This window comes from Komagataeibacter sp. FNDCR2, from assembly GCF_021295395.1.
In the GTDB taxonomy this organism is placed as follows: Bacteria; Pseudomonadota; Alphaproteobacteria; order Acetobacterales; family Acetobacteraceae; genus Komagataeibacter.
Genome location: NZ_JAIWOU010000001.1, coordinates 1,587,364 through 1,612,438 on the forward strand (window position 1 = coordinate 1,587,364; position 25,075 = coordinate 1,612,438).

The 25,075-nt window shown below is 62.9% G+C and carries 16 protein-coding genes; 8 read left to right on the forward strand and 8 right to left on the reverse strand.

Annotated elements, in window-relative coordinates; translation table 11 throughout:
• Positions 1-319: 319 nt before the first annotated feature.
• Entirely contained in the window at positions 320-1,831 is a 1,512-nt protein-coding gene (locus LDL28_RS07520) for an aldehyde dehydrogenase family protein (protein ID WP_233057992.1), read from the forward strand.
• Positions 1,832-1,920: 89 nt separating this feature from the next.
• Here the strand turns inward: LDL28_RS07520 and LDL28_RS07525 are convergent, their stop codons facing one another.
• Complete coding sequence (locus tag LDL28_RS07525) at positions 1,921-2,568, reverse strand: TetR/AcrR family transcriptional regulator (protein ID WP_233057993.1); 648 nt, start codon at positions 2,566-2,568, stop codon at positions 1,921-1,923.
• 327 nt (positions 2,569-2,895) lie between these two features.
• On the opposite strand from LDL28_RS07525, the gene LDL28_RS07530 reads away from it, so the two are divergent.
• On the forward strand, positions 2,896-3,657 hold the full coding sequence (locus LDL28_RS07530; protein ID WP_233057994.1) for an SDR family NAD(P)-dependent oxidoreductase: 762 nt from the start codon (positions 2,896-2,898) through the stop codon (positions 3,655-3,657).
• A gap of 51 nt (positions 3,658-3,708) precedes the next feature.
• On the opposite strand, the gene LDL28_RS07535 is transcribed toward LDL28_RS07530, so the two are convergent.
• Positions 3,709-4,647, reverse strand: coding sequence for a DMT family transporter (locus tag LDL28_RS07535; RefSeq protein WP_233057995.1), 939 nt, complete (start codon positions 4,645-4,647; stop codon positions 3,709-3,711).
• A gap of 206 nt (positions 4,648-4,853) precedes the next feature.
• Between LDL28_RS07535 and LDL28_RS07540 the strand changes: the two genes are divergently transcribed.
• Positions 4,854-6,737: an FUSC family protein gene (locus LDL28_RS07540; protein ID WP_370636274.1), complete on the forward strand. Its 1,884-nt coding sequence runs from the start codon at positions 4,854-4,856 to the stop codon at positions 6,735-6,737.
• Between the two features lie 20 nt (positions 6,738-6,757).
• On the opposite strand, the gene LDL28_RS07545 is transcribed toward LDL28_RS07540, so the two are convergent.
• Entirely contained in the window at positions 6,758-8,443 is a 1,686-nt protein-coding gene (locus tag LDL28_RS07545) for a SulP family inorganic anion transporter (protein ID WP_233057996.1), read from the reverse strand.
• 510 nt (positions 8,444-8,953) lie between these two features.
• Between LDL28_RS07545 and LDL28_RS07550 the strand changes: the two genes are divergently transcribed.
• From LDL28_RS07550 to LDL28_RS07560, 3 genes are read left to right on the forward strand one after another with little or no spacing between them, the layout of a single operon-like run.
• Entirely contained in the window at positions 8,954-12,148 is a 3,195-nt protein-coding gene (locus LDL28_RS07550) for an efflux RND transporter permease subunit (RefSeq protein WP_233057997.1), read from the forward strand.
• Positions 12,145-13,332, forward strand: coding sequence for an efflux RND transporter periplasmic adaptor subunit (locus LDL28_RS07555; protein ID WP_233057998.1), 1,188 nt, complete (start codon positions 12,145-12,147; stop codon positions 13,330-13,332). Before LDL28_RS07550 ends, LDL28_RS07555 begins: the two co-directional genes overlap by 4 nt.
• Positions 13,329-14,915: an efflux transporter outer membrane subunit gene (locus LDL28_RS07560; protein ID WP_233057999.1), complete on the forward strand. Its 1,587-nt coding sequence runs from the start codon at positions 13,329-13,331 to the stop codon at positions 14,913-14,915. Before LDL28_RS07555 ends, LDL28_RS07560 begins: the two co-directional genes overlap by 4 nt.
• 141 nt (positions 14,916-15,056) lie before the next feature.
• Here the strand turns inward: LDL28_RS07560 and LDL28_RS07565 are convergent, their stop codons facing one another.
• From LDL28_RS07565 to LDL28_RS07575, 3 genes are all read right to left on the reverse strand, one after another.
• The gene (locus LDL28_RS07565) at positions 15,057-16,379 is read right to left on the reverse strand and encodes a glycosyltransferase family 2 protein (protein WP_233058000.1); all 1,323 of its coding nucleotides are present in this window, start codon (positions 16,377-16,379) and stop codon (positions 15,057-15,059) included.
• A 200-nt stretch (positions 16,380-16,579) separates the two neighbouring features.
• Positions 16,580-18,325: a Hint domain-containing protein gene (locus LDL28_RS07570; RefSeq protein ID WP_233058001.1), complete on the reverse strand. Its 1,746-nt coding sequence runs from the start codon at positions 18,323-18,325 to the stop codon at positions 16,580-16,582.
• Between the two features lie 331 nt (positions 18,326-18,656).
• On the reverse strand, positions 18,657-19,556 hold the full coding sequence (locus LDL28_RS07575; RefSeq protein ID WP_233058002.1) for a 3'-5' exonuclease: 900 nt from the start codon (positions 19,554-19,556) through the stop codon (positions 18,657-18,659).
• Between the two features lie 156 nt (positions 19,557-19,712).
• On the opposite strand from LDL28_RS07575, the gene LDL28_RS07580 reads away from it, so the two are divergent.
• A complete protein-coding gene (locus LDL28_RS07580) occupies positions 19,713-20,681 on the forward strand; it encodes an ion channel (RefSeq protein WP_233058003.1) in 969 nt (322 codons plus the stop codon).
• On the forward strand, positions 20,611-21,777 hold the full coding sequence (locus LDL28_RS07585) for a retroviral-like aspartic protease family protein (RefSeq protein ID WP_233058004.1): 1,167 nt from the start codon (positions 20,611-20,613) through the stop codon (positions 21,775-21,777). Before LDL28_RS07580 ends, LDL28_RS07585 begins: the two co-directional genes overlap by 71 nt.
• Before the next feature lie 7 nt (positions 21,778-21,784).
• Here LDL28_RS07585 and LDL28_RS07590 read toward each other — a convergent pair whose 3' ends face one another.
• Together LDL28_RS07590 and LDL28_RS07595 are read right to left on the reverse strand one after the other, a co-directional pair.
• Entirely contained in the window at positions 21,785-23,542 is a 1,758-nt protein-coding gene (locus LDL28_RS07590) for an ABC transporter ATP-binding protein (protein ID WP_370636370.1), read from the reverse strand.
• Between the two features lie 193 nt (positions 23,543-23,735).
• On the reverse strand, positions 23,736-25,073 hold the full coding sequence (locus tag LDL28_RS07595) for a DUF763 domain-containing protein (RefSeq protein ID WP_233058006.1): 1,338 nt from the start codon (positions 25,071-25,073) through the stop codon (positions 23,736-23,738).
• Between the last annotated feature and the right edge of the window lie 2 nt (positions 25,074-25,075).

Genomic DNA, 25,075 nt, shown 5'->3' on the forward strand with positions numbered 1-25,075 from the left:
TCACGAGTACGTTACTCTTCCCGGCTTGCGAGCACCGCCCCGCCTATATATCCGAAAATACAGAGGGCTCCCGGCCTCTCACCGGGTCGTGTCCAGGTTCTGTTCAGTTTGCGCGGAGATCATACCCACATGTTCTACAGGTTTACGTGTTGTGATTTCGGCATGACCGGAATGATCATCCTCTGAAATGGATAGCGCCAGACAACATCCGCCCTGTTTTACTGTAATGCATCAATGCCGCGCAGATAATACCGAACAATACCAGTATCCGCCACGCGTACATTGATGCGGCCTGCATTCTCCCGAAGGAACATCCCCCGTGTCATCAGATAACCTCTCGGCTCCCCCACCATTCAAGTCCCGTTACGCCAACTACATCGGCGGGGAATGGGTCGCTCCTGTTGAAGGTCATTACCTGACCAATACATCCCCCGTTGATGGTCGCGTGCTGTGCGAAGTTCCCGCCTCCACCGCCGCTGATGTGGAGCTGGCCCTTGACGCCGCGCACAAGGCGAAGGCCGGATGGGGCCATATGGCCCCCGCCGAACGCGCGCTGATCCTGCTGCGGGCGGCCGAGCGCATGGAACAGAACCTCGACCTGCTCGCCCGTGCCGAGACATGGGATAACGGCAAGCCCATCCGCGAGACGCTGAACGCGGACATCCCGCTGGCCATTGACCATTTCCGTTATTTCGCAGGCTGCATCCGCGCACAGGAAGGTGCGCTGAGCGAGATTGACGCCACGACCATCGCCTATCATTTCCATGAACCGCTGGGGGTGGTGGCGCAGATCATTCCGTGGAACTTCCCGCTGCTGATGGGGGCATGGAAGCTGGCCCCGGCGCTGGCCGCCGGTAACTGCGTGGTCATGAAACCCGCCGAGAGCACCCCCGCCAGCATGCTTGTGCTGATGGAACTGATCGGGGATCTGTTCCCGCCGGGCACGCTGAACATCGTCAACGGCCTGGGCCGGGATGTGGGCGCGGCCCTGTCCAACAGCGACCGCATCGCCAAGATCGCCTTTACCGGCTCCACCCCCACCGGCAAGATGATCGCGCATGCGGCGGCCGAACACCTGATCCCGGCGACGCTGGAACTGGGCGGCAAGTCACCCAACATCTTCTTTGCCGATGTGATGGACCATGACGATGCCTATCTGGACAAGGCGCTGGAAGGTTTCACCATGTTCGCCCTGAACCAGGGCCAGATCTGTTCATGCCCCAGCCGCGCGCTGATCCATGAATCGATTTATGAAAAGTTCATGGAACGCGCCCTGCCCCGCGTGCGGGCCATCCGCCAGGGCAACCCGCTCGACCCCCAGACCATGATGGGCGCGCAGAACTCGGTCGGCCATCAGGCGAAGATCATGTCCTACATGGACATCGGCCGTAACGAAGGCGCCGAACTGCTGATCGGCGGCGGACGCCCCGATCTGGGCAGCGAACTGAACAACGGGTGCTATGTGGAGCCCACCGTGTTCAAGGGCGACAACAAGATGCGCATCTTCCAGGAGGAAATCTTCGGCCCCGTTCTGGCCGTGACCACCTTCAAGACGGAAGAGGAAGCGCTCGCCATCGCCAATGATACGCCCTTCGGCCTCGGCTCGGGTGTGTGGAGCCGCAACGCCAATACCTGCTACCGTGTCGGTCGCGGGCTGGAAGCCGGTCGCGTCTGGGTCAACTGCTACCATGTCTATCCCGCGCATGCGGCGTTTGGCGGATACAAGAAATCCGGCATCGGGCGTGAAACGCACAAGATGGTGCTGGAACACTACCAGCAGACCAAGAACCTTCTGGTCAGCTACAGCGAAAACAGCCGCGGCTTCTTCTGATCCGCTGCCCCGGCAACACGGCCCCGCCCGCATGGGCGGGGCCGTGATAGGTTACCATGCGCCCGTTCACCGAACGGGCGCGCACCGGCTCAGGGTTGGATTTCCGGCTCGACGGTATCAGGCTGTTTCCACAGCGATGACTGCAGGGCATAGGTTTTCTGCAACAAAGGCACCAGGGCGGGCCGCCCCTTGAGCCGGATCCATTCATCCAGCGCCGTGCGGAAAATGGCAATGCCACAACGCGCCATGAGCCGGGCCGCGTTCCGGCGGTTCCTGCGCTCGGTTATGCGTTTCAGCAGTCCTTCCGCCAGGCAGTCTTCCCATTTCCTGTATTTCTGCAAACTGACCGTCTGGAGCGAGGGCGTCTTCTCGATCAGATAGACGAAGGCATAGGTATCCTGCCGGTTGGCGGCAATACGGGGCACGAGCGAGATGAAGGCATGCATCATCGCATCGGCGGGGTGCGTGCCCTTGGGGCAGGCTTCCAGCGCCTCGGTCAGGGCCTGGGTCATGCCCTTTGTCCAGGCAAGGACGATATCGCCCTTCGTCTCGAACATGCGGAACAGGGTGCGGCGTGAGACCTCGGCCGCCTCGGCCACTTCGTCCACGGTTGTCTGGTCATACCCCTGCGCGGAAAAGAGCCGCATGGCCTGCGCAATGATCATGCTGCGCACACGGGCCTGCTTGCGTTCGCGCAGGCCCGGTCTGGGGGCCTCGGTGGTGGCGATGGGCTTCATTCACTCTCCCCTTGTCCCGATCCATCATGCCGCAGGCCATCCGGATCATTCAAGACACGAGAAAACCATGGCTCACGCCGGACGGCGGCTTCCAGCCGCGCGGACCGAGCGTATCATGGCAGTATATGACACAAAAGGCTGCAACCAGATACGCCCCGGCGCGATCATCCTAAACCGGCCATGCGGCCTGTGTTTTCCGCCACAACCGCCCTGAAACCGGGCCTCAACTGTTCGGGATTCTCGACATGTGTGGTCGCCACCTGCCTGATTATCTCCTTATCCCAACCCTGTACGCTTCCTTCATCAACAGGGAATGGAGAGACGGAAATGGCCGATAACACACCTATCGCGATCGTGACCGGGGCGAACCGTGGGCTGGGGCTGAGCATGGTCCGGCATCTGGCGCGCCAGGGCGTGGATATTATCCTGACCTGCAGGAGCGATATCGAAGGCGCGCGCGCCGTGGAACGGGAACTGACGCAAATGGGCCGCCGGGCCCGCGCCCTTGTACTCGATGTCGCCAAGGTCGCGACATTCGACGGCTTTGCCACCGACGTCGCGAACGTGCTGGCTGGATGGAACGCCGAACGGTTCAATTTTCTGGTCAACAATGCAGGGATCGGCATTCATGCGCCGCTGATGGAAACGACGGAGGAACAGTTCGACACGCTGGTCAACATCCACCTGAAAGGCACCTTTTTCCTGACCCAGAAACTCGTGCCCCATATGGCGGATGGCGGGCGTATCGTGAATATCTCGACCGGTCTCACACGCTTCTGCCTGCCGGGATATGCGGCCTACGCGGCGATGAAGGGCGCGGTCGAGGTACTGACACGTTACGAGGCCACGGAACTCGCGGCGCGGCGCATTACGGTCAATACGCTTGCCCCCGGCGCGATCGAGACCGATTTTGGCGGTGGCGCGGTGCGCGACAACAGGGATGTCAACGACTATATCGCCTCGGTCACGGCGCTGGGCCGCGCGGGTCGGCCCGATGATATCGGCGGGGCCGTCGCCGCGCTGCTGGGGCCGGATACCGGCTGGATCAACGCCCAGCGTATCGAGGCTTCGGGCGGAATGAAACTGTAGGAACCTGTTCCAAACCAACAAAGGCTTCACCAAAAACTCCCGGCATTCCGGCTAGTTCGCGGTGGGCGCGCGCGGCTTTCCGCCGCGCTGCCGCGCGGCCCACCGTTCCTTCATGGCCAGGTGTTCGTAGCGGATGCGCTGACGCACCCAGTTCAGCATGCCCGAAAAGGTCACGACGGTAATACCCACGAACGTCCAGCCATCCAGGGGCTGGTGGAACAGGAAATAGCTGAACGCCACCGCCCAGAGCATCTGGCTGTACTGCGGCAACGCCACGCGGTTGGCTGGCGCGCGCGCGGTCGCCATCATCATGAAAAGCTGCCCCAGCGCGGCCAGAAACCCGTAGCCAAACAGGAACAGCCACGTTTTCACCCCGTGCGGCCAGTGGGCATGGGTGAGCATGAGCGCGCCATCACCCACCAGCGGCCCGAACAGGCTGGACCCGAACAGGGAAAGCCGCGGCGTGTTCGATCCCGCCAGCCGGTAGGCTATCACGCCCACGGCATTCGCAACCGCCGCGATCAGGGCGCATAGATGCCCGAAATGAAGCGCGCGCACGCCGGGGCGCAGGACGATCAGCACCCCCACGAAACCAAGGATGACCGCAAGCCACGCCCAGCCCGATACCTTTTCATGCAGCAGGAGAACCGAAAGGATGGTCACGAAAAGCGGCATGAGGAACATGAGCGAGAGCGCTTCAGGCATGGGCAGCAGCATGAAGGCTTCGACACTGGCGGCGGTGGCGGCAAAGATGGATACCGCACGCACCAGCCACATGACGGGCTGCGAGGGCGAGAAGATATCCATATAGGATTCTTCGGGGCGGCGGATGAAGGGAATGATCAGGAAGCCGAACACACCGCCGGAGAAGGCAACCTCAAACGGGTCAAGCTGCCCCGCCAGCAGTTTGGAATACGCATCGCTGATCGAAAATGAGGAAAACGCCGCGAACGCCAGCGCCATGCCCGAAGAAAGGAAGGCCGTCTTCATCTGCTTCTGCCCATGATCAATGCTTTCCTCCGCCCTTATGGGTTCAAAAGCTCAAGAACCAGTGCCGACACGGAGCGCCAGCCATGCAGGGGAGCAGGTTAGCACACTGATCATAACTTCTGCTTATGACAAGATCATCATAAAGACTTGGACGCGGCCCGCCCGTTCTCGCAGCGTGTACTTTTCCCCACCGGAGGGCGCCCGCCATGAATGCCGAGATGAATGCAGCCGCAGGGCCGACGCGGGCGCCGCTGGGCGTGCTGGCCGGTCCGTGTGCTGAATTCGCGGCCCGGTGGCGCCAGAAGCTGCGCTGGCTGCTGGCCCCCTCCCGTGCCGATATGGTGTTTGCCGTCCGCACCGCGTTCGCGGCGGCAATTTCCCTGCTGATCGCGATGTGGATGGAACTGGACAGCCCGCAATGGGCGCCGCTGACCGTCTGGGTCGTGGCCCAGTCCTCACGCGGGGAATCCCTGTCCAAGGCCCGGTGGCGCATCGCGGGCACCCTGATCGGGTGTGCGGCGGCGGTGGCGCTGATCGCGGCCTTCCCCCAGGCGCCGGGACTGTTTTTCCTGGGGCTGGCCCTGTGGATCGGCCTGTGCTGCGGGTGCGCCACTTTTTTTGACGGCTATCGTTCCTATGGCCTGCTGGTCACGAGCTTTACCTCCGCCATCGTGGCCACGGGGGCGATCATCGCCCCGGATGATGTCTTCAACATCGCCGTCTCGCGCGGGTCGTACATCGTGCTGGGCATCGTGTGCGAGGCCACGCTGGCGGCGCTGTTCATTCCCGCCCTGCATGAACAGGCGCGCGCCCGCCTGCTCGAACGGCTCAATACGGTGTGGGGCGCGGTATCCGGCAGCGTCGGGCCGCTGACGGACGGGCGGCTCGATGCAGAGGCGCAGGGAAAGCTGCTGGGTGAACTGGTGGGGGCGAACAGCCGCATCGAATTCGATACGCTGGAAATGGGGCCGCAGGCCCGCCGGGTCGCGGACCACGCCCGCGCGGCGCTGGCCGATCTCATGATGGCGGTGGCGCGCGCACGCGGCCTGGCGATCGCGGGCGCAATGGCGGAAGAAGGGTTCCCAAGCGCCATCGCGTCCGATCTGGCGGCGGCGCGCAACCATATCCTGACATGCGAAAACCCGGTCGCGGGGGACAGGTTCCGCTTTGCCCTGCGCTCACGCCGGCTGGCGGTGGAGGCGGCTGAAAACGGAATCCGGGCCGCCGCGGGCATTCTGGGCGCGTGGCTGCTGTGGGAAGTAACGGGATGGCCCACGGGGGCGGCCTTCGTGTCGTTCGTCTCCCTTGTGTACGGGCTGCTGGCGACGCGGGAAAACCCGCTGCTGGCTTCCAGCCCGTTTTTCAAGGGCGCGGTCTGGTGCGCGGTCGTGGCCGCCGTGTTCGTGCTGCTGGTCATGCCCGCCATCACCGCGCCGGAAATACTGGTGCTGCTCATGCTCATACCCATGACCATAGGCGGGCTGGCGGCCCGCACGCCCGCCACGGCGGGGTACGCCTTTTCATTCAACATGTTCCTGCCCGTGCTGATCGGCCCGGCCAATCAGGGGCGGTATGATGAGGTGGCCTTTTTCAACGGAACCTCCGCCTTTCTGGGCGCGGTGCTGTTCGCGTGGTGGACGTTCCGGCTGGTCCTGCCGTTCCGGCCTGATTCGCACATCCAGCGGACCGAGGCATGGACACAGCGGCGGCTCGCGGCGCTGGCCGACCCGCGCAATCCGCTTTCCGCCTATCAGTGGCTGCTGGAAAACGCCGAGAGCATGGTCCGCTCCGTACGCAATGCGCGGGGCGTCGCGCGCCCGGTCGTGCTGGCGCATATCCAGATGCGGCTCAACGCCATGACGGTCGGGGCCGAAATCATCACCATAAGGAACCTGGTCCGTTCCGGCACCCTGCCCGGATGGCTGGAACGCAGGCTGCGGGTCTTCCTGCGGGCATGGAAAGACCGGGACGCCAACGCACAGGCCATGGCCCGCGTCATACTGCGCGATCCGGCCTGGCGGGACGGGCATGATGCCGGGAGCAGACGCCTTGCGGGCGCGCTGAAGGTGATTGCGCACATACGGCCCTGAACAACAGCCTGTCCCCGCCGTTATTCGTGACGGGCGCCTATGATCGCGCGCGCCGCCGCGATGGCGGTGTGAAGCTGGGCATGGATATTCTGCGCCCCCACAACCGGGGTAATGCGGTGGCGGTCCATGTCCGCCCGCAGGTAAGGGCTGACCCGGCCAAAGATCACGCTGACATTGCGCCGCGCGAGATCCCCGAACAGGTCACGCAGGTCGCTTGCCGCCGAAAAATCGACATCGGTGATCGCACTGGCGTCGATCACGAGACAGGCCACCGGCACGGCCGGATGTTCAAGCAGCAGGCGCACATCACCCACAAAGCGCGCGGAATTGGCATAGAACAGATCCGCGCAGAAACGATAGACAACCAGCCCCGGCGCCGTCTGCCGCCCTGCGGCGACAGGCCCGGGCTCCAGCAGGCCGGAATCAACATCGTAGCGCAGGATCATCGTATGGGGTTCGTAGCTGTGGCGGACATGGCGGAACAGGGACAGCGCAATGGCCAGGAAGATGCCCTGCTCCACGCCAATGCCGACCACGGCGGCGGCGGTCACCAGCGCCAGGCCGTATTCGCCGGGGCTTTCCCGCCTGATGGCCCGCATGGCCCGCACGTCGATCATTCCCACCGCCACGGTAAACACGATGGAGGCCAGCACGCAGCGCGGCAGGTAGTGCAGGGGCGCTGTCAGGAACAGCAGGACGCACATCGTCACGGCGGCGAAGGTCAACTGCGCCAACTGGCTACGCGCGCCCGCACGGACGGCCATGGCGGTCTGGGTCGGGCTGCCGTTGACGGTAAAGGTCCCGCTCAGCCCCGCCACCGCGTTCGCCGCGCACAGGCCGAGTATGTCGGCGTTATCGTTCATCCTGTCATGAAAACGCAGGGCGAAGGCGCGTGATGTCGCGGCACTCTGTGCGATGATGACAAACACGCATGACGTGCTGACCGGCAGCAGCGCCAGCATGTCGTTCCATGAAACATCCGGCAGGCGCAGGTGCGGCAGGCCGCTTTCGATCGGGCCGATGGTCTCGATCCCGTAGCGTGTCAGGCCGAACGTCATGCTGGCCACGACCGTCACCAGCGCCAGCGGCGCGCGTGGGGCCAGACGGTTCCCCGCCAGGATCAGCCCCACCACGCAGATGGACAGCGCCATGCTTGGCACGCTGGCCTGCCGCAGGTGGGTAAGGGTCTGGACCAGTTGCAGCACCGGGTTATGCGCCGTGGTGGTCACACCCAGCATGTCGCGCGTCATGGCCAGCGCCACCTGTATGCCAACCCCGGCCATAAACCCCACCAGCACGGTACGGGACAGGAAATCCGCCAGGAACCCCAGCCGGAACAGTCGCGCCACCAGCAGGAACCCCGCGCTGAGCAGGGCCACCATGCTGACCAGCGCCATGTAATGCGGGCTGCCCGGCGGGGCCATGCGCCCCAGTGCGCTGGAAAAAATGGCGGCGGTCGCGGAATCCGCCGCGACGACAAGATGCCGCGAAGCCCCGAAACACGCGAACGCCACCAGTGGCAGCAGGACCGTGTACAGCCCGGTCACGGCGGGCATGGCCGCGATGCGGGTATAACCCAGCACCTGCGGAATGTTCATCGATGCAAGGGAGACCCCCGCCACGATATCGCGCACCCGCCCGCGCCACCCGCCCGTTTCCCGTGGCCTGTCCGTGGCGGGGCCTGAACCGCCTGTACTGGCTTGCATAATGCCGGTCCCATTCCCGATCCATACACCAGACCGAAGAACCGGGCCGGATTGCACCACAGCGTGGTTACTGCGCGTAATCATACGGGACAATACGGGGCCGCCGCCAATCGCAATAAGCTGACCCCGCCATGCGACCGGGGCGCGGCGCATTGTGGCGTTTGTGGGGATAGGCCGCGAAAGATTCCTTAAAAATTACTTTATTAAGTGTATGTAATTATGCACTACATTCCATGTAATGAAAAATTATTTTAAATATTATCCGTTCATAATTTGTAAAAAAACACGCTATCTGTCACATATGCAGATGCCACATGACTCCCTGCCGGCATGCTGCCACCCATCATGCCGGAGTGGTTTATTATGCTTTTTTCAGTCAACATGACCCGCCTTCTGTAAACACCCCGCAGTAATGTGCCTTATTAATGTAACGAACCGTAATAACGCGCACATATACTTCTGATCAATGGTCAGGGTATGGTTATCATAATATAGGGAATCACCCACCCCATGAATGCCATCGTAGTCACCGCGCTGCGTCGGCCTTATACTTTCGTGGTGCTATCGATCCTGATCGTGGTCTTTGGCATCATGTCGGTATTCCGTACGCCAACCGATGTATTCCCCAACATCCGCATTCCGGTCGTGTCCGTTGTGTGGACTTACGGCGGCATGCTGCCGGAAGAATTCGCGGGCCGTATCATCTATAATTACGAACTGATGGTCACCTCGACAGTCGAGGGCATCGAACATATGGAAAGCAGTTCGTATTACGGTCGCGGTATCGTCAACATATACTTCCAGCCCGGAACGGATATCGGCAAGGCCGAGGCCGAAGTCACCGCCATTTCGCAGACGGTGATAAAGCAGCTTCCCGAAAACATCCCCTCCCCCATGGTCATGAGCCTTGACGCCTCTTCCGTGCCGGTGCTGACCCTACAGGTCACATCCGACCGGCAGACGCCGTCCGACCTGTTCAAGCTGGCGATGATCCGCGTGCGACCGCTGCTGGTGACCGTGCCGGGGGCCGTCGTGCCGCAGGCCTATGGCGGCATGGACAGTTTCGTCATGGTCTCGCTCAACCAGCAGCAGCTCCAGGCCCATCACCTGTCCGCCATGGATGTGCAGAACGCCCTGCGCGGGCAGAACATCGTCCTGCCGGCGGGGGACCAGAAGATCGCGGCGACGGACTGGATGGTCCAGACCAACGCCACCCCGCGCTCCATGAAGGAACTGGGGGACATTCCGGTCAAGCGCGTGGGCAATGCGGTGATCTACGTGCATGACGTGGCCGAGGTCTATCGTGGCGGACACCCGCAGACGAACCTCGTGCTGGTCAAGGGCAAGCAGGGCGTGGAGATCGTGGTCATGAAAAGTGGCGACGCCTCGACGCTGGACGTGGTGGCGGGGGCCAAGGCGCTGCTGCCGCGCATACAGAAGCTGCTGCCGCCGGATGTGAAGGTCAGCATCCTGGGGGATGCCTCGATCTTCGTGAAGGATTCGATTTTCGACGTGGTGCGCGAAATGCTCACCGCCGCCTTCCTGACCGGCATGGTGGTGCTGCTGTTCCTGGGGTCGTGGCGGCCGACGGTCATCATCGCCACCTCCATCCCGCTGGCGATCCTGTGCGCCATCATCGGCCTGCACTGGGCGGGCCAGACCATCAATGTCATGACGCTGGGCGGACTGGCGCTGGCGGTGGGCATTCTGGTCGATGACGCGACCGTCATGATCGAGAATATCGACGCGCATCTGGAAATGGGCAAAGAACTGGAACCCGCCATTATCGACGCGGCGAACCAGATCGTCATTCCCACCTTTGTCGCCACCACCTGCATCTGCATCGTCTGGCTGCCGCTGTTCGGGCTGAGCGGGGTTGCGGGCTGGCTGTTCATGCCCATGGCGGAAGCCATCATCTTCTCCATGATCGCGTCCTTCATCCTGTCGCGCACGCTGGTGCCGACCATGGCCAAATACCTTCTGGCCGGGCACAGCGTGGCGGGACATGGGGATTCCCACCACTGCGAACCGCAGATCCATAAACTGCAGTACCCCACCCGCCTGCCCGAACGCTTCCAGCAGGCGTTCGAACGCGGGTTCAACAGTTTCCGTGAACAGTATGCTGCCCTGCTGCGCTGGGCCATTGCGCGGCGGCAGCGGTTTGTCGCGGTGTTCCTCGGGCTTTCGGTATGCTCGACGGGCCTGTATTTCATGGCCGGGCGTGATTTCTTTCCAGAAACGAAATCCGGCACGCTCCAGATGCACATGCGCGCGCCGCTGGGCACGCGTATCGAGGTGGCGGGGCGCGAAGCCTCGCTGGTGGAAGACCGCATCAACGCCCTGTTCCCCGGTAAGGTCGACACCATGATCGAGAATTGCGGCCTGCCCGAAGGCGCGCATAACCAGGCGTTCATTCCCACGCCCACCATCGGCACGCAGGACTGCGACATCACCATCGCGCTGAAGGACGAGGAAACGCCGGTATGGGATTACCGCGCCCTGCTGCGCCGTGACCTGTCGGCGCATTTTCCCGGCACGGTATTTACGTTCCAGCCAGCCGACCTGACCGCCAAGATCCTGAACTTCGGCTCGCCTTCACCCATCGACGTGCAGATTTCCGGCCCCGACCTGCGCGACAACTACGAATATGCCCGCCAGGTGGTCAACCGCCTGCGGCAGGTGCCCGGCGCGGCGGATGTCACGATCCAGCAGACCATGAAGACCCCGACCCTGTTCGTGCAGGGCAACCGCACCTTCGGGCAGGCCACCGGCATGACGGAAGCGGATCTGGCCAATAATGAACTCATGACCCTGTCGGGCAGCCAGACGGTGGACCCGCAATACTGGCTGGACCCGCAGACCGGCATCACCTTCCCGCTCAACGTCTATGTGTCACAGGACCAGTTGACCCATTTCAACAATCTCATGACCATCCCGGTCGACAAGGGCGATGGTGACCCGCAGGGGCGGCATATGCAGCTTCTGGGCGGGATCAGCAATGTCGCGGCCACCGGCACGCCGGGGCAGGTCTCGCATTTCAACTCCATGCCGGAGGTCGATATCTACGTCTCCGCCGAAGGGGCCGACCTGGGCCAGGTCACGGCAGGCGTGCGCCGCGTCCTGCACGAGACGGAAAAGATGGTGCCCTCCACCGCCGCCGTGGTGATCCGTGGCCAGACCGAAACCATGCGCCATTCCTATACGGAACTGGTGTTCGGCCTGGTGGTGTCGGTCATGCTGATCTACCTGCTGATCGTGGTCAACTTCCAGTCCTGGCTTGACCCCTTCATCATCATCACCGCGCTGCCCGGCGCGCTGGCCGGGATCGCATGGGCGCTGTTCCTGACCCATACGCGCCTGTCGGTGCCGGCCCTGACGGGTGCGATCATGTGCATGGGCACGGCGACGGCCAATTCGATCCTGGTCGTCTCCTTCGCGCGCGAACGGATCGAGGAACATGGCGACGCCCTGCGCGCGGCGGTGGAGGCGGGGTACGGCCGTATCCGCCCCGTGCTCATGACCGCGCTGGCCATGGTGATCGGCATGGTGCCGATGGCCATGAGCAATTCCCAGAACGCGCCGCTGGGCCGCGCCGTCATTGGCGGCCTGCTGGTGGCGACCGTATCCACGCTCCTGTTCGTGCCGTGTGTTTACGCAATCCTGCACAACCGCCCGTCCCGCAGCCGGGAGGAAATGAACCCATGACAACCAAAAAATCATCAAGAACCATAATGATGGGGGGCGCAGCACTTCTGGTGGGGTGGTGTGGCTACCTGCTGGTCGAACGCGTGCATCATGCGGCCGAACTGCGCCGCGACGCGATGGCGGCCGCCGTGCCCGATGTCATGGTCATTTCCCCCCATGCCGAGGCGCGGCAGGTCAGCCTCGACCTGCCCGGCACGATCGATGCGTGGTACCAGGCGCCGATCTACCCGCAGGTCTCGGGCTATGTGCGCATGTGGTACAAGGATTATGGCGCGCATGTCGCCAGCGGGGACGTGCTGGCTGAAATCAACACCCCCGGCCTCGATGCCCAGTTCGCGCAGGCGCAGGCGGATCTCCAGTCCTCGCAGGCGAAATATGACCTGGCCGTGGTCACCGCCCAGCGCTGGCGGCTCATGGGCAAGTCGCAGGCCGTATCGGGGCAGTCGGTCTCGGTGCAGGACGCGAACGAGAAATCAGCCGCCGCCGACCTGGAAGCGGCGCGGCATAACCTGGACCGCTACGCGGCCCTTGAACGCTTCAAGATCATCGTCTCCCCCTTCGATGGGGTGGTGACGGAACGTGACATCAACGTGGGCGACTACGTGCATGAAGGCGGCGGCAACCTGAACGCCACGGGCGGGGCCAGTGAACTGTTCAGCGTGGCGGACACGCACCAGATGCGCCTGTTCGTCTCCATTCCCGAAAACCTGTCCTACATCCTCCAGCCCGGCCTGCGCGCGCGCGTGCATGTGCCGCAGTTTCCCGACCGGGTGTTTGAAGCCCGCTTCCTGACCGTATCGGGTGGCTACGACCCCGACACCCGCACCAGCGTGAGTGAATTCATCATCGACAACACGGACCATGCCCTGTGGCCGGGCACGTTTGCCGCCGTCACCCTGAGCGCGCCCGAACAGGGCGGGCACCAGAGCATTCCCACCGGGGCGCTGGTGTTTCAGGAACACGGCATGCAGGTCGCGGTGGTGGATGGGCAGGACATCGCGCATTTCCACGATATCACGGTCGGCCGCATGGGCGATGGGGCGACGCAGGTTCTCTCCGGCCTTTCCCCCACGGACAGGATCATAGACAACCCGCCCGCCGACCTGCTGGAGGGTGAAAAGGTGCATGTGGTCCAGCCCGTGGCCGGATACAGCAACGACGTATCTGAAAAGGACGATGAATGATGGCGCTCCCCATCCGCCGTTCCCTGCCCGCGGGCGGGGCCTGTGTCCTGTCGCTGCTGTCACTGGCGGGGTGCGACCTCTCGCCCGCCTATCACGCGCCGCATTACGTCATTCCCACCACATGGGAGGGGCAGGCCCCGTTCGAGGTGGCCCACCCGATGGATGACAGCATCCGGTCCGACTGGTGGACAACCTTTGCCGACCCGCAACTGGACGCGCTGGAAACGCAGGCCACGGACCATAACGGGGACCTGCAGGCGGCATCCGAACGCTTCCTGCAGGCGCGCGCCATCGTAAGCGAGGCACGGGCCGACCTGCTGCCCCATTTCGGCATCGCCTTTGGGGGCAGCAACAACAAAAGCTCGACCGAGCGGCTGTTCCGCTACAAGGGGCCCATTACCGATTCCGATGAATTCTATGGCGGCATGGCGTCGTGGGAACCGGATTTCTGGTCCTCCATCCGCAACCGCGTACGGTTGCAGAAGGACTATGCGCAGGAACAGGCCGCCGAATACGCCAATGCGCGGCTCAGCCTGCAGTCGGAACTGGCCAGTGACTATTTCACCCTGCGCGGGCTGGACGCGCAGGCCGCCATCTATGGCCAGTCGATCGGGTATTACCAGGAATCGCTGCGCGTCACGCAGACGCGCCTGATCGATCAGGCCGCGTCACGGCTGGACGTGGCCCGCGCCCAGAACCAGCTTTACACCACCCAGGCCCACCTGCTTGATATCCAGGCCCAGCGCGAAGTGATGGAGCATGCCATTGCCGTACTGGTCAATGCCGCCCCTTCGACCTTCCACATCACGGCGGACAGCCACCTGAACACGAACCGCTTCGCGCTGAAACCGGGCCTGCCATCGGAACTGCTGGAGCGCAGGCCCGATGTCGCCATGGCGGAACGCCAGATGGCGCAGGCCAACCGGGCGATCGGGATCGCACGGGCATCCTTCTATCCGCATGTCTCCTTTCACATGGATGGCGGGTTCAGTGACAACGGGTTCAATCTGGCCAACCTTGCCAACAGCATGTGGACCTATGGCGCCACGGTGACCATGCCCGTGTTCGAGGGCGGCCTGCGCCGGGCCGAACTGCAACAGAGCTGGTCCGCCTACCGTGAAACACGCGACCACTACCGCATGACGGTGCTGACCGCCTTCCGTGATGTGGAGGACGGGCTGTCCCGCACCAACCGGCTTGATAGTGAAAACAGCCGCCTGCGCGCGGCCGTAGGTGCCGCCAGCCAGACGCAGGACATTACGATGAACCTGTACAAGGGTGGCCTTGCAAGCTATCTGGACGTGCTGATCGCGCAGGTCAGCACGCTGGACGCCCGCATCCAGCAGGTCGAGGTCCAGACACGTTACCTGCAGGCGCAGGTCGGTCTGATCCGCGCATGTGGCGGTGGATGGGACGCGGCCCGGCTTCCCGCGCCCGACAAACTGTTTTCGGTCGATCCGCTCCAGTATTCCGGGCTGCATAACGCCCCCGCGACAGGCGACGTGCCCCGGCCGCACACCCATGGCCCCGACCCCGATGACAACCTGACCCGGCCCATCCTGTCCCCCACGCTGGAAAGATAAGGACATGGACCAAGCCCGCACCGGGCGGTGGGAAACGCCGCCTTTTTGAAAAAAGGCGGCACCCAAAAACTTTTATTGCTTTTCCATCAAGCCGTTATTCAAAGGGCTTTTGCTAAAAACCGCCCATGCATAACGGAGGCTTCAGCACCGCTCGCCATAAATCTCAACCTGGTCGAGGTGGAAAAAATTCTGCCCGATCAGGGTCAGGCGGATAAAACGGGCCTTGAACGATGTATGGACATGGTACGGCCCCGTAGCCAGGTTGCCGATGGGCTGGTCATCCTTTTTTTCAAACCCGAAACAGAAATTTTCCCCATCGCCGGAATACTCCATGCGGATATTCCGGCATCGCTGCCGCGTGGGTGCCATGATATTGTAAATGAGTATGTCCTCGACCTGGTACAATCCCATAAGGTCGATCCGCCACCACGGGTTGTCTTCAAGGCCCGTATGGAATTTCACAAGCCCATTGACGATGCCATTGACCGCGTTACCCGCATCGGATCGCGTATCATGCCCGATGGACCAGGTGCTGATGCTGCTCTGCTCACATGGTTTGTTCAGGGAAATGTTCCGGCCCGGCATCCGGGCAGGCACCGTTACTTTCGTGGCGTTTTGTACTATATTGTTCCAGTAATCACACAGCGATACATTTTCCGCCGCGTTGAATGCGCGCATGGACTCTTCCAGCGCATTTTTCCGGCCCGCTTCCGTTTCATCCCATATGACCTGACCGGAAAACGCGCCCGTTGTTCCACGCCGTATCCGGTGCTTCAGATATTCCTTTGACTTGATCATGTAGTGATGAACACTGGCCGTATTTTCAATAACCTGTATTTCCGTGGCGGAAAGGGTATGGATATCGGACACCTCACGGTGCAGGACATCCACAACCCTTATATCCCCATAGGCGTGCCAGACGGGGTTATGCCAGAACCCGAAACCTTCGGGTGAGAAAATCTTGTCATCCAGCAGGGCAGCCGTCCTGCAGATATACTTGGTGTATTCATTAACACCCACGGCCCTTTTCGTATAATTTTCCAGAACTGGGCCGGGCGGGTTCCTTTCATGGCCATTATGACCAAAAACAATCCAGTAAAACAGGATACAGTCCGCTTCCGGGTAATGGGCGACCAGATCATCAATATCGCGGAACGCGGGAATGTTCAGGAATTCATCCACATCGAAAAAACTGACCCACTCCGTTTCCTGCTGGTAGTTGGTCAGGAAATGCAGGTACATCTGCTGCTGAAAGCCCTGCGTTGTAAAATGCACGAATGTAACAAAGGGATCCCGGCCTACAACAAAGGGTAAAATCTCCCGGTAAAGCTCATCCGGTCGGTCATCATTGCAGTACAGGTAGATATGATCGTATCCAATGGATTTATAATAGGTTATCCATTCAAGTATATAAGGCTTTTCCCATCTGGCACATACGACAACCGAGCAATTATAACGCTTCATTTCAACCCGTGACCCTTTGTTTTAAAATGACTGCCTGCTCTCCTGTCAGGATAAGGTTACGGCTTTGATCCTGATTTCTGGTAAGGGACTGGCGGGAAACCGAAGCGCCGGGACAACCCTGATAAAAAACAATAAACGTTTCTGGACGCCCCTTTTTTTCAAAAAGGCGGCGTCTGGTGAATGGTCCCCCAAGTGGATGTTCATGCCGTAAGGCGCGCGGGACCATGGGCCGTCTCCGCTGCCACGCGATAGGGGCCGGAGACGGGTATTTCCATACAGAGCAGACCGATGGACGCCGGATTACGCGCGCCCAGTTCCAGCAGCGCCTGCCCGTCCGTCCACCGGCTGGTCGGGCTTTCACCGCCATGCCATCCGTCCGGTGCGGCGGGCGCGAGATGCGACGTGATGGAGCGCCCGACATTCCCCTCAAACAGTTTTATATTTCGTACCAGAACACCAAAATGACGACGATCATCCACATAGGGGCCAACCGTATCGGATGGTCGGCTGGTACGCGACATGATCCGCACCGTGTGGACACAGGGCGGGATCATGAAAAAAGCAAACCCGTTGGCGCCATGCATGCTGCGGATGGTCACGCCGGAATCCGTTACGAGATGCAGGTCGGCATCCCCCGTTGTTTCCATGGCGGGGTAGCGGGGGGCAATATTGCTGGCCAGGGCACGCGCGGCAATGGCTTCAAAAACGGGGCGGACGACATCCACCGCAACCCCCAGCGGCGCGGCGCTGTCCCTGGCCCATGTCTTTTCCTGCCCCGGAAAGCCCACAACCGCCCCTGTCTGCCGGAATCCATGGCGGTTTCCGGTATCCAGATAGCTTTCCGTCAGGACACCATCCACCGTGATGATGGAATGATGCGCGGTTTCGAGATGGTAGTAAGTATAGGATGTAATACTCAGGTCGTAATAGATGCTGCGGTTATTGACCAGCATGCGGACGGGAATGAAGCACCCCTCCAGAAAAAGGCAGTGTTCAGGCGTAATCAGCATGTCCTTGTAGGGAACGCCCTGTGCTATGGCGTCCTTGAGAATACGCACGGGATAACCGGCTTCATCGGGGTATGGCCCCGGCCGCACGGTGGCCGACTGGCTGCCGACCCAGCTTACGGGGCGAAAGACCTGCGGCCCGTCGCCCGGCACCAGAACCTCATCACCAATCCTGACATCTTCAATGGCCACCTCACCGCGCGCGGTATGGACCATGGAACCGGACAGGAAGCAGACCAGCACCGTGCCCACGCCGTTTTTATCCGCAACCGTCGCAAGGTAGTTGCTCGCGCTGGGGTCCGTATCCTGATACGACCCGTTCAGTTCCAGCGTATCCCCATTGGAGAAGGTTATGGTGGACGTATCAAAAAGTGCGTCATAGCTTACGTCGGATACGGTTGCCGTCGCACCATTGCTTTCAACAATAATGTTATCTCCGGCGCCAAATCCGTTTATGCTGGCGCCGTCAAGCAGCGCCAGCCCATCACTGGATCCCACAAGGTTCAGCGTGCCGCCACCATTGCCGAAATTGAGTGTCAGCCCGGTAACGGCTGAAATCATGCCGTTACCGTCAAACGTACCGCCATTGGATATATTGACCGTAATCCCGGAAACCGCCGTCAGCAGCCCCCCCGCCAGGTTGGCGCTGCCGCCATCCGCGTTCACCACAACCGTGGTACCCAGGGCCACGGTACCGGTCGAGACCGTAACATAGGTGTTCTTTTCCGCGGTAATGGTATAGGTGCTGAGCGCCGTAACGGACGAATCCAGCAACCCGTTGAGGGAAATGCTCGCCGTGACCGGATCGCCATCCGTCGAGACGACATCAACACTGGCATTACCCGCGACGCCAAGAATGGCGACCGGGGCCAGGGTGTACGACCCGCCCTGCGTAATCGTATTTCCCGTATTGAAATACTCATTCCCGATACTGGTCATTTCTTACATTCCCACATGCCCGAGAGCCCACGCATTCACACTGTTTTCCTGCTGCCCACGTTGTTTCATGGAAATATGAAAAAAGGGTTTTCACGGATGCGCCACGCAACCGTTCCGCTGGTCATGAGCGTGGAGGGCGGCGGGAGTGCACGGCGGCAAGTTAGCCTGTCGCCATGTCATGGCGCCTCGGGAACACCACGGGCGGGGCTTTGGCAATATTCCCCTCACCATGAAACATCCCGCCAATCATCACGAAACGCCGCCTTTTGGGGAAAAGGCGGCGCCTGACAGGTTTTGTTATTTTATATCAGCCAGTTGATTCAAAAATCTTCTAACACCGGGTGGAAAAGCGGTCCCATGGCGTAATGCGGGTTACGGGCAGTTCGACAGGGCGGACATAGACCTCCGCCGACAGGAAGGCCAGTTCCCCCTCCACCTCCGCTTCCGGCAGGGAGATGGACCAGGCGCGCGGGTTGCCATCCGTTCCATCATTCCAGCGGTAGCCGCGCTGGCGCAGCATGTCCTTGTATTCATAGGGCGCGTTTTCGGCCCAGATGCGGCACAGTATCCGCCGCGCGTTTTCCAGCAGGGCCGCCAGTGCCGGACGGCCGGACACCGGCAGGGTCCGGTCAAGAATGGCGATGCCGGCCTGACAGTCATCCGTCGCGCGGTGCCCGTCAAACCAGAACCCCGACTGCATGCCCAGATAGGACAGCTTGCGTCCCTCATACCCTTCCGCCGCCCAGTCCACGTCCCGCATGGAGCACGCCCATGGCTTGGTGGTGAAGACAGGGCTGAAACGCTCCGCGAACTTGCGGTCAAAAGATGCATTATGTGCGATAATAAGTGAGGCGGGCGCAACAAAACCGGCCACCTCCTCAGGTGTGACGGACTGCCCGGCCACCATTTCGGGGGTAATGCCGGTCAGCGCCGTAATTTGCGCGGGGATAGGGCAGGACGGTTCCCGCAGGCGGCTGAAAGGCTCCAGGCTGCCCAGAATCCGCCCCTCCAGCGTATAGACGAACGGTACGATCCCGAATTCGATGATCTCGTCCTTCGCGGCATTGAGCCCCGTTGTCTCAAGGTCAAGAAACATGCCAAGCCGCGTGCCGGGTTCGGGCGGATAGGCCTCCAGCACCCGCGCCGCAAGCGGGCGCAGGACACGGTAGCGGCCGCTCCCCTCCAGCGCGGTGGCCATATGCTCCATCCGTTCGGGGGTCAGTTCTGTCATGTGGTGCCTCCTGCCAGCCATATGGGCATGGATATGCAAATCGCGCACGGCCCTGTCCATCACGGCGCAGATTGCCCCGCCGGGACGGCTGTAATATTACAAAATTTGTCAGGTCAGCACGATCCTGATGCCACATGATGTGCGGACCCGAACGCCATGGCCCAGAACGCCGCGCCTCCCCATACCCCACACCGCCCCGCACCGGGGCCACTGTCGGCCCGCGCCCACCGACTGGAAGACCGCGGGCATGACGCAATCATACGCGTGGGGCAGGTGGACCGGATCTGGTCGGACTTCTACCATCATGCGCTGACCGCCCCGTGGCGGACGTTCTTCTATGGCTCCCTGGTGCTCTATGTCGGCGTCAACCTGATATTCGCCCTGCTCTACATGGCCGATGGCGCGGGCATAAGCGGCGCGCATCCCGGCAGCTTTGCCGATTACTTCTTCTTCAGCGTACAGACGCTTTCCACCGTCGGTTATGGCGGCATGACCCCCATCAGCCGCACCGCCAACCTGATCGCAACGGTGGAAGTGCTGGGCGGCATGATGATCAACGCCCTGGCCACGGGGCTGATCTTCGCCCGCTTCTCGCGCCCGCGCGCGCGGGTCATGTTCAGCGGCAAGGTCCTTATCCTGGCGGAAGGCAACCAGCTTCACCTCGATATCCGCATCGCGAACTGCAGGCGCAGCCCGATCCTGTCGGTGGATGTGGAATTCGCCCTTGCGCGGCTCATCCGCACGCCAACCGGGCGGGTGGTGCGGCAGTTCGACCCGCTGCCCCTGCAGCAGGCCCATATTCCCGTGCTGCGCTTTGCCTGCACGCCCAGCCATGTCATCAACGAACAGAGCCCGCTTTATGGCCTGACGGAACATGACCTCTCGGCGGAGGAGGCTGAAATCATCGTCAGCCTGACCGGAACGGACGAAGCCTCCGGCCAGAGCGTGTTCGCACGTTCGGCTTACGGATTCGACCGCATGCTGTATAATCACCGCTTCGTGGATATCATAAACGCCGGGCCGGATGGACGGATCACCGTTGATTACAGCCGCTTTGACCAGACCGAATCCCCGCCCGACGAACGCGCCCGGACTGCGGACGCCATGGTGGACCTGCCTGACTGAACCCGCATCCCCCTTCCGCCACGTGGCCGCGCTGGCCCTTGCCCTGCTGGCCATCCCCTGCCTGCCCGCCTGCGCCGCCCCCCGTCATGCCACCGTCGCGCCACCCCCGCCGCCTGCTGAACTGTTCGGCCTGCCGGAAGCCTGCCTGGCGCATGTGATCGCGGTCCCTTTGCTGACCAATAGCGGCAGCCCCATCATTCCGGCCACGTTCAACGGTGTAAGCGGGCTGTCCTATGTCAGCGTGACACAGGGGCGGATGGGTGTTTACGCCCGCGCGCCCGATGATTTTCCCGTGGAGGCCCCGGTGCGCATCCAGACCATCGCGGGCACGGGCATGACCTACACCACCGTCCTGAACGAACTGCGCATAAGCAACGGAACCGCACGGGACATCCCCGCCGTAATGGAGGGCATTGGCTGGCCACAGCTCAACGACATGCCTGTTCTCGGCATTATCGGCTACGACATATTATGCAATTACAATGTGCTGTTTGATTTTCCGGCCCGGCGGATGGTCCTGTTCCTGACCACGGACGCCCCGGGCTGCACGCCCACGCGCAACTGGGTGGACGCGGATGGCATGGCCACCCCCCTGCTGCCCGACGCGGAGGGAAGGCTGACCGGCATCACCGTCCAGTTCGGGGATCATCCGGTGCGGATGGAAATCGAACCGGGGGCGGACATGTCCTCCCTCACGCGCAAGGTGGCGCGGGGCGTGGGGCTGAGTGCCGCAATCCTGCACAGGGACATGAATGTCCGCACCAATGCGGGCCGGATCCTGACCGGACGCCGGCATCATTTTGATGGTATCACCATCGGTGCATGGCGCGACCTGCCGCTGGACGTCAATATCGAGAAAACGACCTACAATGTTCTGGGCATGAACTTCCTGCGGCGCAGGCGCATCCTGCTGGCCTTCCCGCAGGGCATGGTGTTCATGTCCCCCCAGCAACCCGTGCCCGATGACCGGGGGCAGGCCACGCACGGCCTGCTCAGCACCCGCACCGCCATCGCCCGCCTGATCGACATGGCCCCGCCACCCGATGCGCCAGCCCCCGCGGGCACGGCCACGCCACCACCCCCGTCACCGCCCTGACTTCCCCCTACCCCGGCATGGCGCCCGCACCGGCCAGCAGCCTGTCACGATAGGGGCCGGGCACATGTTCCAGTTCCGCCATGCTGCCCTGCTGGGCAATACGCCCCTGTTCCATCACCACGATCCGGTCAAACCCGCGCAGGGTGGACAGCCGGTGCGCCACCGCGATCACGGTGCGCCCCACCATGAGCCGCTCCAGCGCGGCATGGACATGGCGCTCGCTTTCCCCATCCAGCGCGCTGGTCGCCTCGTCCAGGATCAGCACCGGCGCATTGCGCAGGAATGCGCGCGCGATGGCGATGCGCTGGCGTTGCCCGCCAGACAGCATCACCCCACGCTCCCCCACGATCGTATCGAAGCCCAGGGGCATGGCCGCAATGAAGCCCGTGCAGCCCGCGGCTTCCGCCGCCGCCTGGATTTCAGCCTCGGTCGCATCGGGGCGGCCGTAGCGGATATTCTCGCGCACGGAGCGGCGCAGCAGGTACACATCCTGCGGCACGACGGCCATGCTGGCACGCAGGCTGGCGTCATCAAGTTGCAGGATATTGATATCGTCTATCTCGACCGCGCCTTCCTGCGCGAAACGCTGGCGCTGCAACAGGGCCAGCACGGTGCTCTTGCCCGAACCGGACACCCCCACCAGCCCGATACGCGCGCCCGCCGGGATATCGAGATTGAAATGCGACAGCACCGGCGCGCCACCGGGATAGGCAAAGCTGACATCGCGCAGCCGGACGTGCCCCCGCCCCCCGTTGGGGGCCAGCATGAGCGTTTCCGCGACACCACTGCGCTCATGCGGGGCCAGCAGGTGATCCAGCGTTTCCGACAGCCGGGTGACATGCTTCATGGCTTCCACCATCGAAAACGCGAAATCGCGCGTGCAGTTCAGGATCAGGAACCCCAGTGTCGTCACCATCACCACATCACCCGTGGTGGCCCGGTGCATGCGCCATAACAGCACGGCCCACACCAGCAGCCCCGTGGTCATGAATGCGGTGACGAAGGAATGGATCATGCGCAGCTTTTCCATATACCGCAGCGAAAGGGTGTGCATGCCGGTCTCCCCCCCTATGCGCTGGCGCATGCGGGCATGTTCCGCGCCGATCATGCCATAGGCGCGCACCAGCGGCAGGTTCTGCACCACATCGAGCATTTCCCCATCCACCTCCGCCGCTTCGCGGGCATAGGACAGGTGCAGGCTCTGCCCACGCCCGGCCAGACGGTAGATGGCGAGCCCCACCCCCATCGTCATGGCCACCAGCGCCAGCGCCATCCACGGGCTGACCGTGCCCAGCGTCGCGATGGCCAGCAGCAGGTTCAGCCCGGCGGGAAGCAGGTTCCACGCCGCCATGTTCTCCAGCGATTCCACCGCCGCCGCAGCAGCCGAAACCCGGGCCGCCAGCGCGCCGGACAGCCTGTCCGCGAAATAGGTGGAGGCGTGGCCGGTCAGGTAGCGGAACAGGTCATGGCGCACATCGCCCCCCACGCGCACGATCACGCCCGACGCCGTCCACCCTGCCAGCCGCCACGCCGTGTTGTCACAGATGATGGTGAGGCAGAACAGGACGATGGACACCCATATGGCCTCACGCCCCTGCCGGCCTTCCGACATGCCGTTGACCAGATGGCGGATGATGGCGGATATGCCCACATTGCACGCAACCGCCACCATGATCGCGCCGATGATGGTGGCATGCCCCCGGCCATGCAGCCGCACGTAATGCAGGATGAAGGCAATCGGGTGATGGCGGTAGCGGTGCAGCATGGCCGCGCGCGCCACATCGGCGGGCGGGGCGGAGGGCGGTTGCACGGACAGGCTGGTGTCGGGTGGTGTCATGTAGGGTGCGGCCTCCGTGGTATGACGGTGTGGGACTGGGCGCGGCAAGACGGGCCGGGCGGGAGCATCCGCAGTTCCGCCGCATTTGCCCCGGTATCATACCCGCATGTCACGCGCTCCCTTACCCCGCCTGGCGGCACGCATCGTGATCGGGCTCCTGCTGGCCCTGTGGCTTGCCATCATGGCGCATGATCCCGTGTCCCTGCCCTTCTGAAACCGGGCGGGGCGGTGGTGGTTCATGACCAAATACGGACCGCCCCCCATATTCGTGCGAATGCGCGCGCTCATGGGCCATCATGTCGGAAAAGGACGGCCCCGTCGCCTCCCGCTCCAGCCGCCTTGCCGCGCTGTCGAGCCGACGGATGGCGTCGAGCCGTTCCTCCCGCCCCAGGCGCGCCGCCGCCACCGCCGCCTTCATGACCGACAGGGTGCGGTCATAAACCGCGACCGGCACCGGATAGGGGTGACGGTCCTTGCCCCCATGGGCAAGGGAAAACCGCGCCGGGTCAGAAAAACGGCAGGGCGCGCCATGCACCACTTCCGCCACCAGCGCCAGCGCCCGCACGGTGCGCGCGCCCACGCCGGGCACGCGCAGCAGGTCGGAAAAGTCCCGTGGCCCCGCTTCCGCCGCCGCCGTCAGCGCGCCATGCAGGCGGCGCATGTTCACATCCACGGGCCGGACATCGTGGCGGGCGGGCAGCAGCAGGTGCGGCAGTTCCCCCTGCGCCGGGGCAGGTGCCGGGGGCGCGCCCTCGATCCGCATGAGTTCATGGGTCAGCCGGTCCGGCCCCATCTCATGCAGCACGGCCATCTGCCCCCGGCGTGAGGCCCCGGCCCGCCTGTCCGTCAGGTTCATGATCGCACCGCCCGTGGCGCGCCCGTCAATGGCGGCGTGCGGGGCCTCGACAAAACTGTCCAGCCCTTCGGACAGCCAGTGATAGCGCCGCGCCATGCGCCGCCCGGTATGCATGCCCTGCTGGATGACGGTCCACCGCCCATCCGCCGCCACCACGAAGCCGTGCAAGTACAGGTCGAAGCCATCCTGCACGGCGGCGCTGTCCACCTTGGCCACCATGCGACTCGTCGCCACAAGCGGGATCGCGTCAAGGCCGGTGGCGTGGCCCACGTCCAGCAGCTCATCGGGCGTGCGGCGCGAATGGCGCCCCCGCCCGCCGCATACATACAGCCCCAGCTCATCCGACAGCGGGGCAAGCCCGCGCTTGAGCGCGCCGATGACGGCGGTTGTCATGCCCGAGGAATGCCAGTCCATGCCCATCACCGCGCCAAAGGACTGGAACCAGAACGGATGGGCCAGGCGGCGCAGGAACTCGTCGCGCCCGTAATGATGGATGATGGCCTGCGTCATGACCGCGCCAAGGCTGGCCATGCGCTGGCCAAGCCATGCGGGCACGCGGCCCGTATGCAGGGGCAGGTCGGCGGAGCCTGCGCGTCGGGTCATGG

Bases quoted from the DNA above. Each gene is read 5' to 3' on its own strand.
- LDL28_RS07530 (WP_233057994.1), top strand. From the start codon at position 2,896: ATGGCCGATAACACACCTATCGCGATCGTGACCGGGGCGAACCGTGGG.
- LDL28_RS07535 (WP_233057995.1), bottom strand. From the start codon at position 4,647: ATGAAGACGGCCTTCCTTTCTTCGGGCATGGCGCTGGCGTTCGCGGCG.
- LDL28_RS07595 (WP_233058006.1), bottom strand. From the start codon at position 25,073: ATGACCCGACGCGCAGGCTCCGCCGACCTGCCCCTGCATACGGGCCGC.
- LDL28_RS07570 (WP_233058001.1), bottom strand. From the start codon at position 18,325: ATGACCAGTATCGGGAATGAGTATTTCAATACGGGAAATACGATTACG.
- LDL28_RS07525 (WP_233057993.1), bottom strand. From the start codon at position 2,568: ATGAAGCCCATCGCCACCACCGAGGCCCCCAGACCGGGCCTGCGCGAA.
- LDL28_RS07540 (WP_370636274.1), top strand. From the start codon at position 4,854: ATGAATGCCGAGATGAATGCAGCCGCAGGGCCGACGCGGGCGCCGCTG.
- LDL28_RS07555 (WP_233057998.1), top strand. From the start codon at position 12,145: ATGACAACCAAAAAATCATCAAGAACCATAATGATGGGGGGCGCAGCA.
- LDL28_RS07580 (WP_233058003.1), top strand. From the start codon at position 19,713: ATGGCCCAGAACGCCGCGCCTCCCCATACCCCACACCGCCCCGCACCG.
- LDL28_RS07575 (WP_233058002.1), bottom strand. From the start codon at position 19,556: ATGACAGAACTGACCCCCGAACGGATGGAGCATATGGCCACCGCGCTG.
- LDL28_RS07590 (WP_370636370.1), bottom strand. From the start codon at position 23,542: ATGCTGCACCGCTACCGCCATCACCCGATTGCCTTCATCCTGCATTAC.
- LDL28_RS07545 (WP_233057996.1), bottom strand. From the start codon at position 8,443: ATGCAAGCCAGTACAGGCGGTTCAGGCCCCGCCACGGACAGGCCACGG.
- LDL28_RS07565 (WP_233058000.1), bottom strand. From the start codon at position 16,379: ATGAAGCGTTATAATTGCTCGGTTGTCGTATGTGCCAGATGGGAAAAG.
- LDL28_RS07560 (WP_233057999.1), top strand. From the start codon at position 13,329: ATGATGGCGCTCCCCATCCGCCGTTCCCTGCCCGCGGGCGGGGCCTGT.
- LDL28_RS07550 (WP_233057997.1), top strand. From the start codon at position 8,954: ATGAATGCCATCGTAGTCACCGCGCTGCGTCGGCCTTATACTTTCGTG.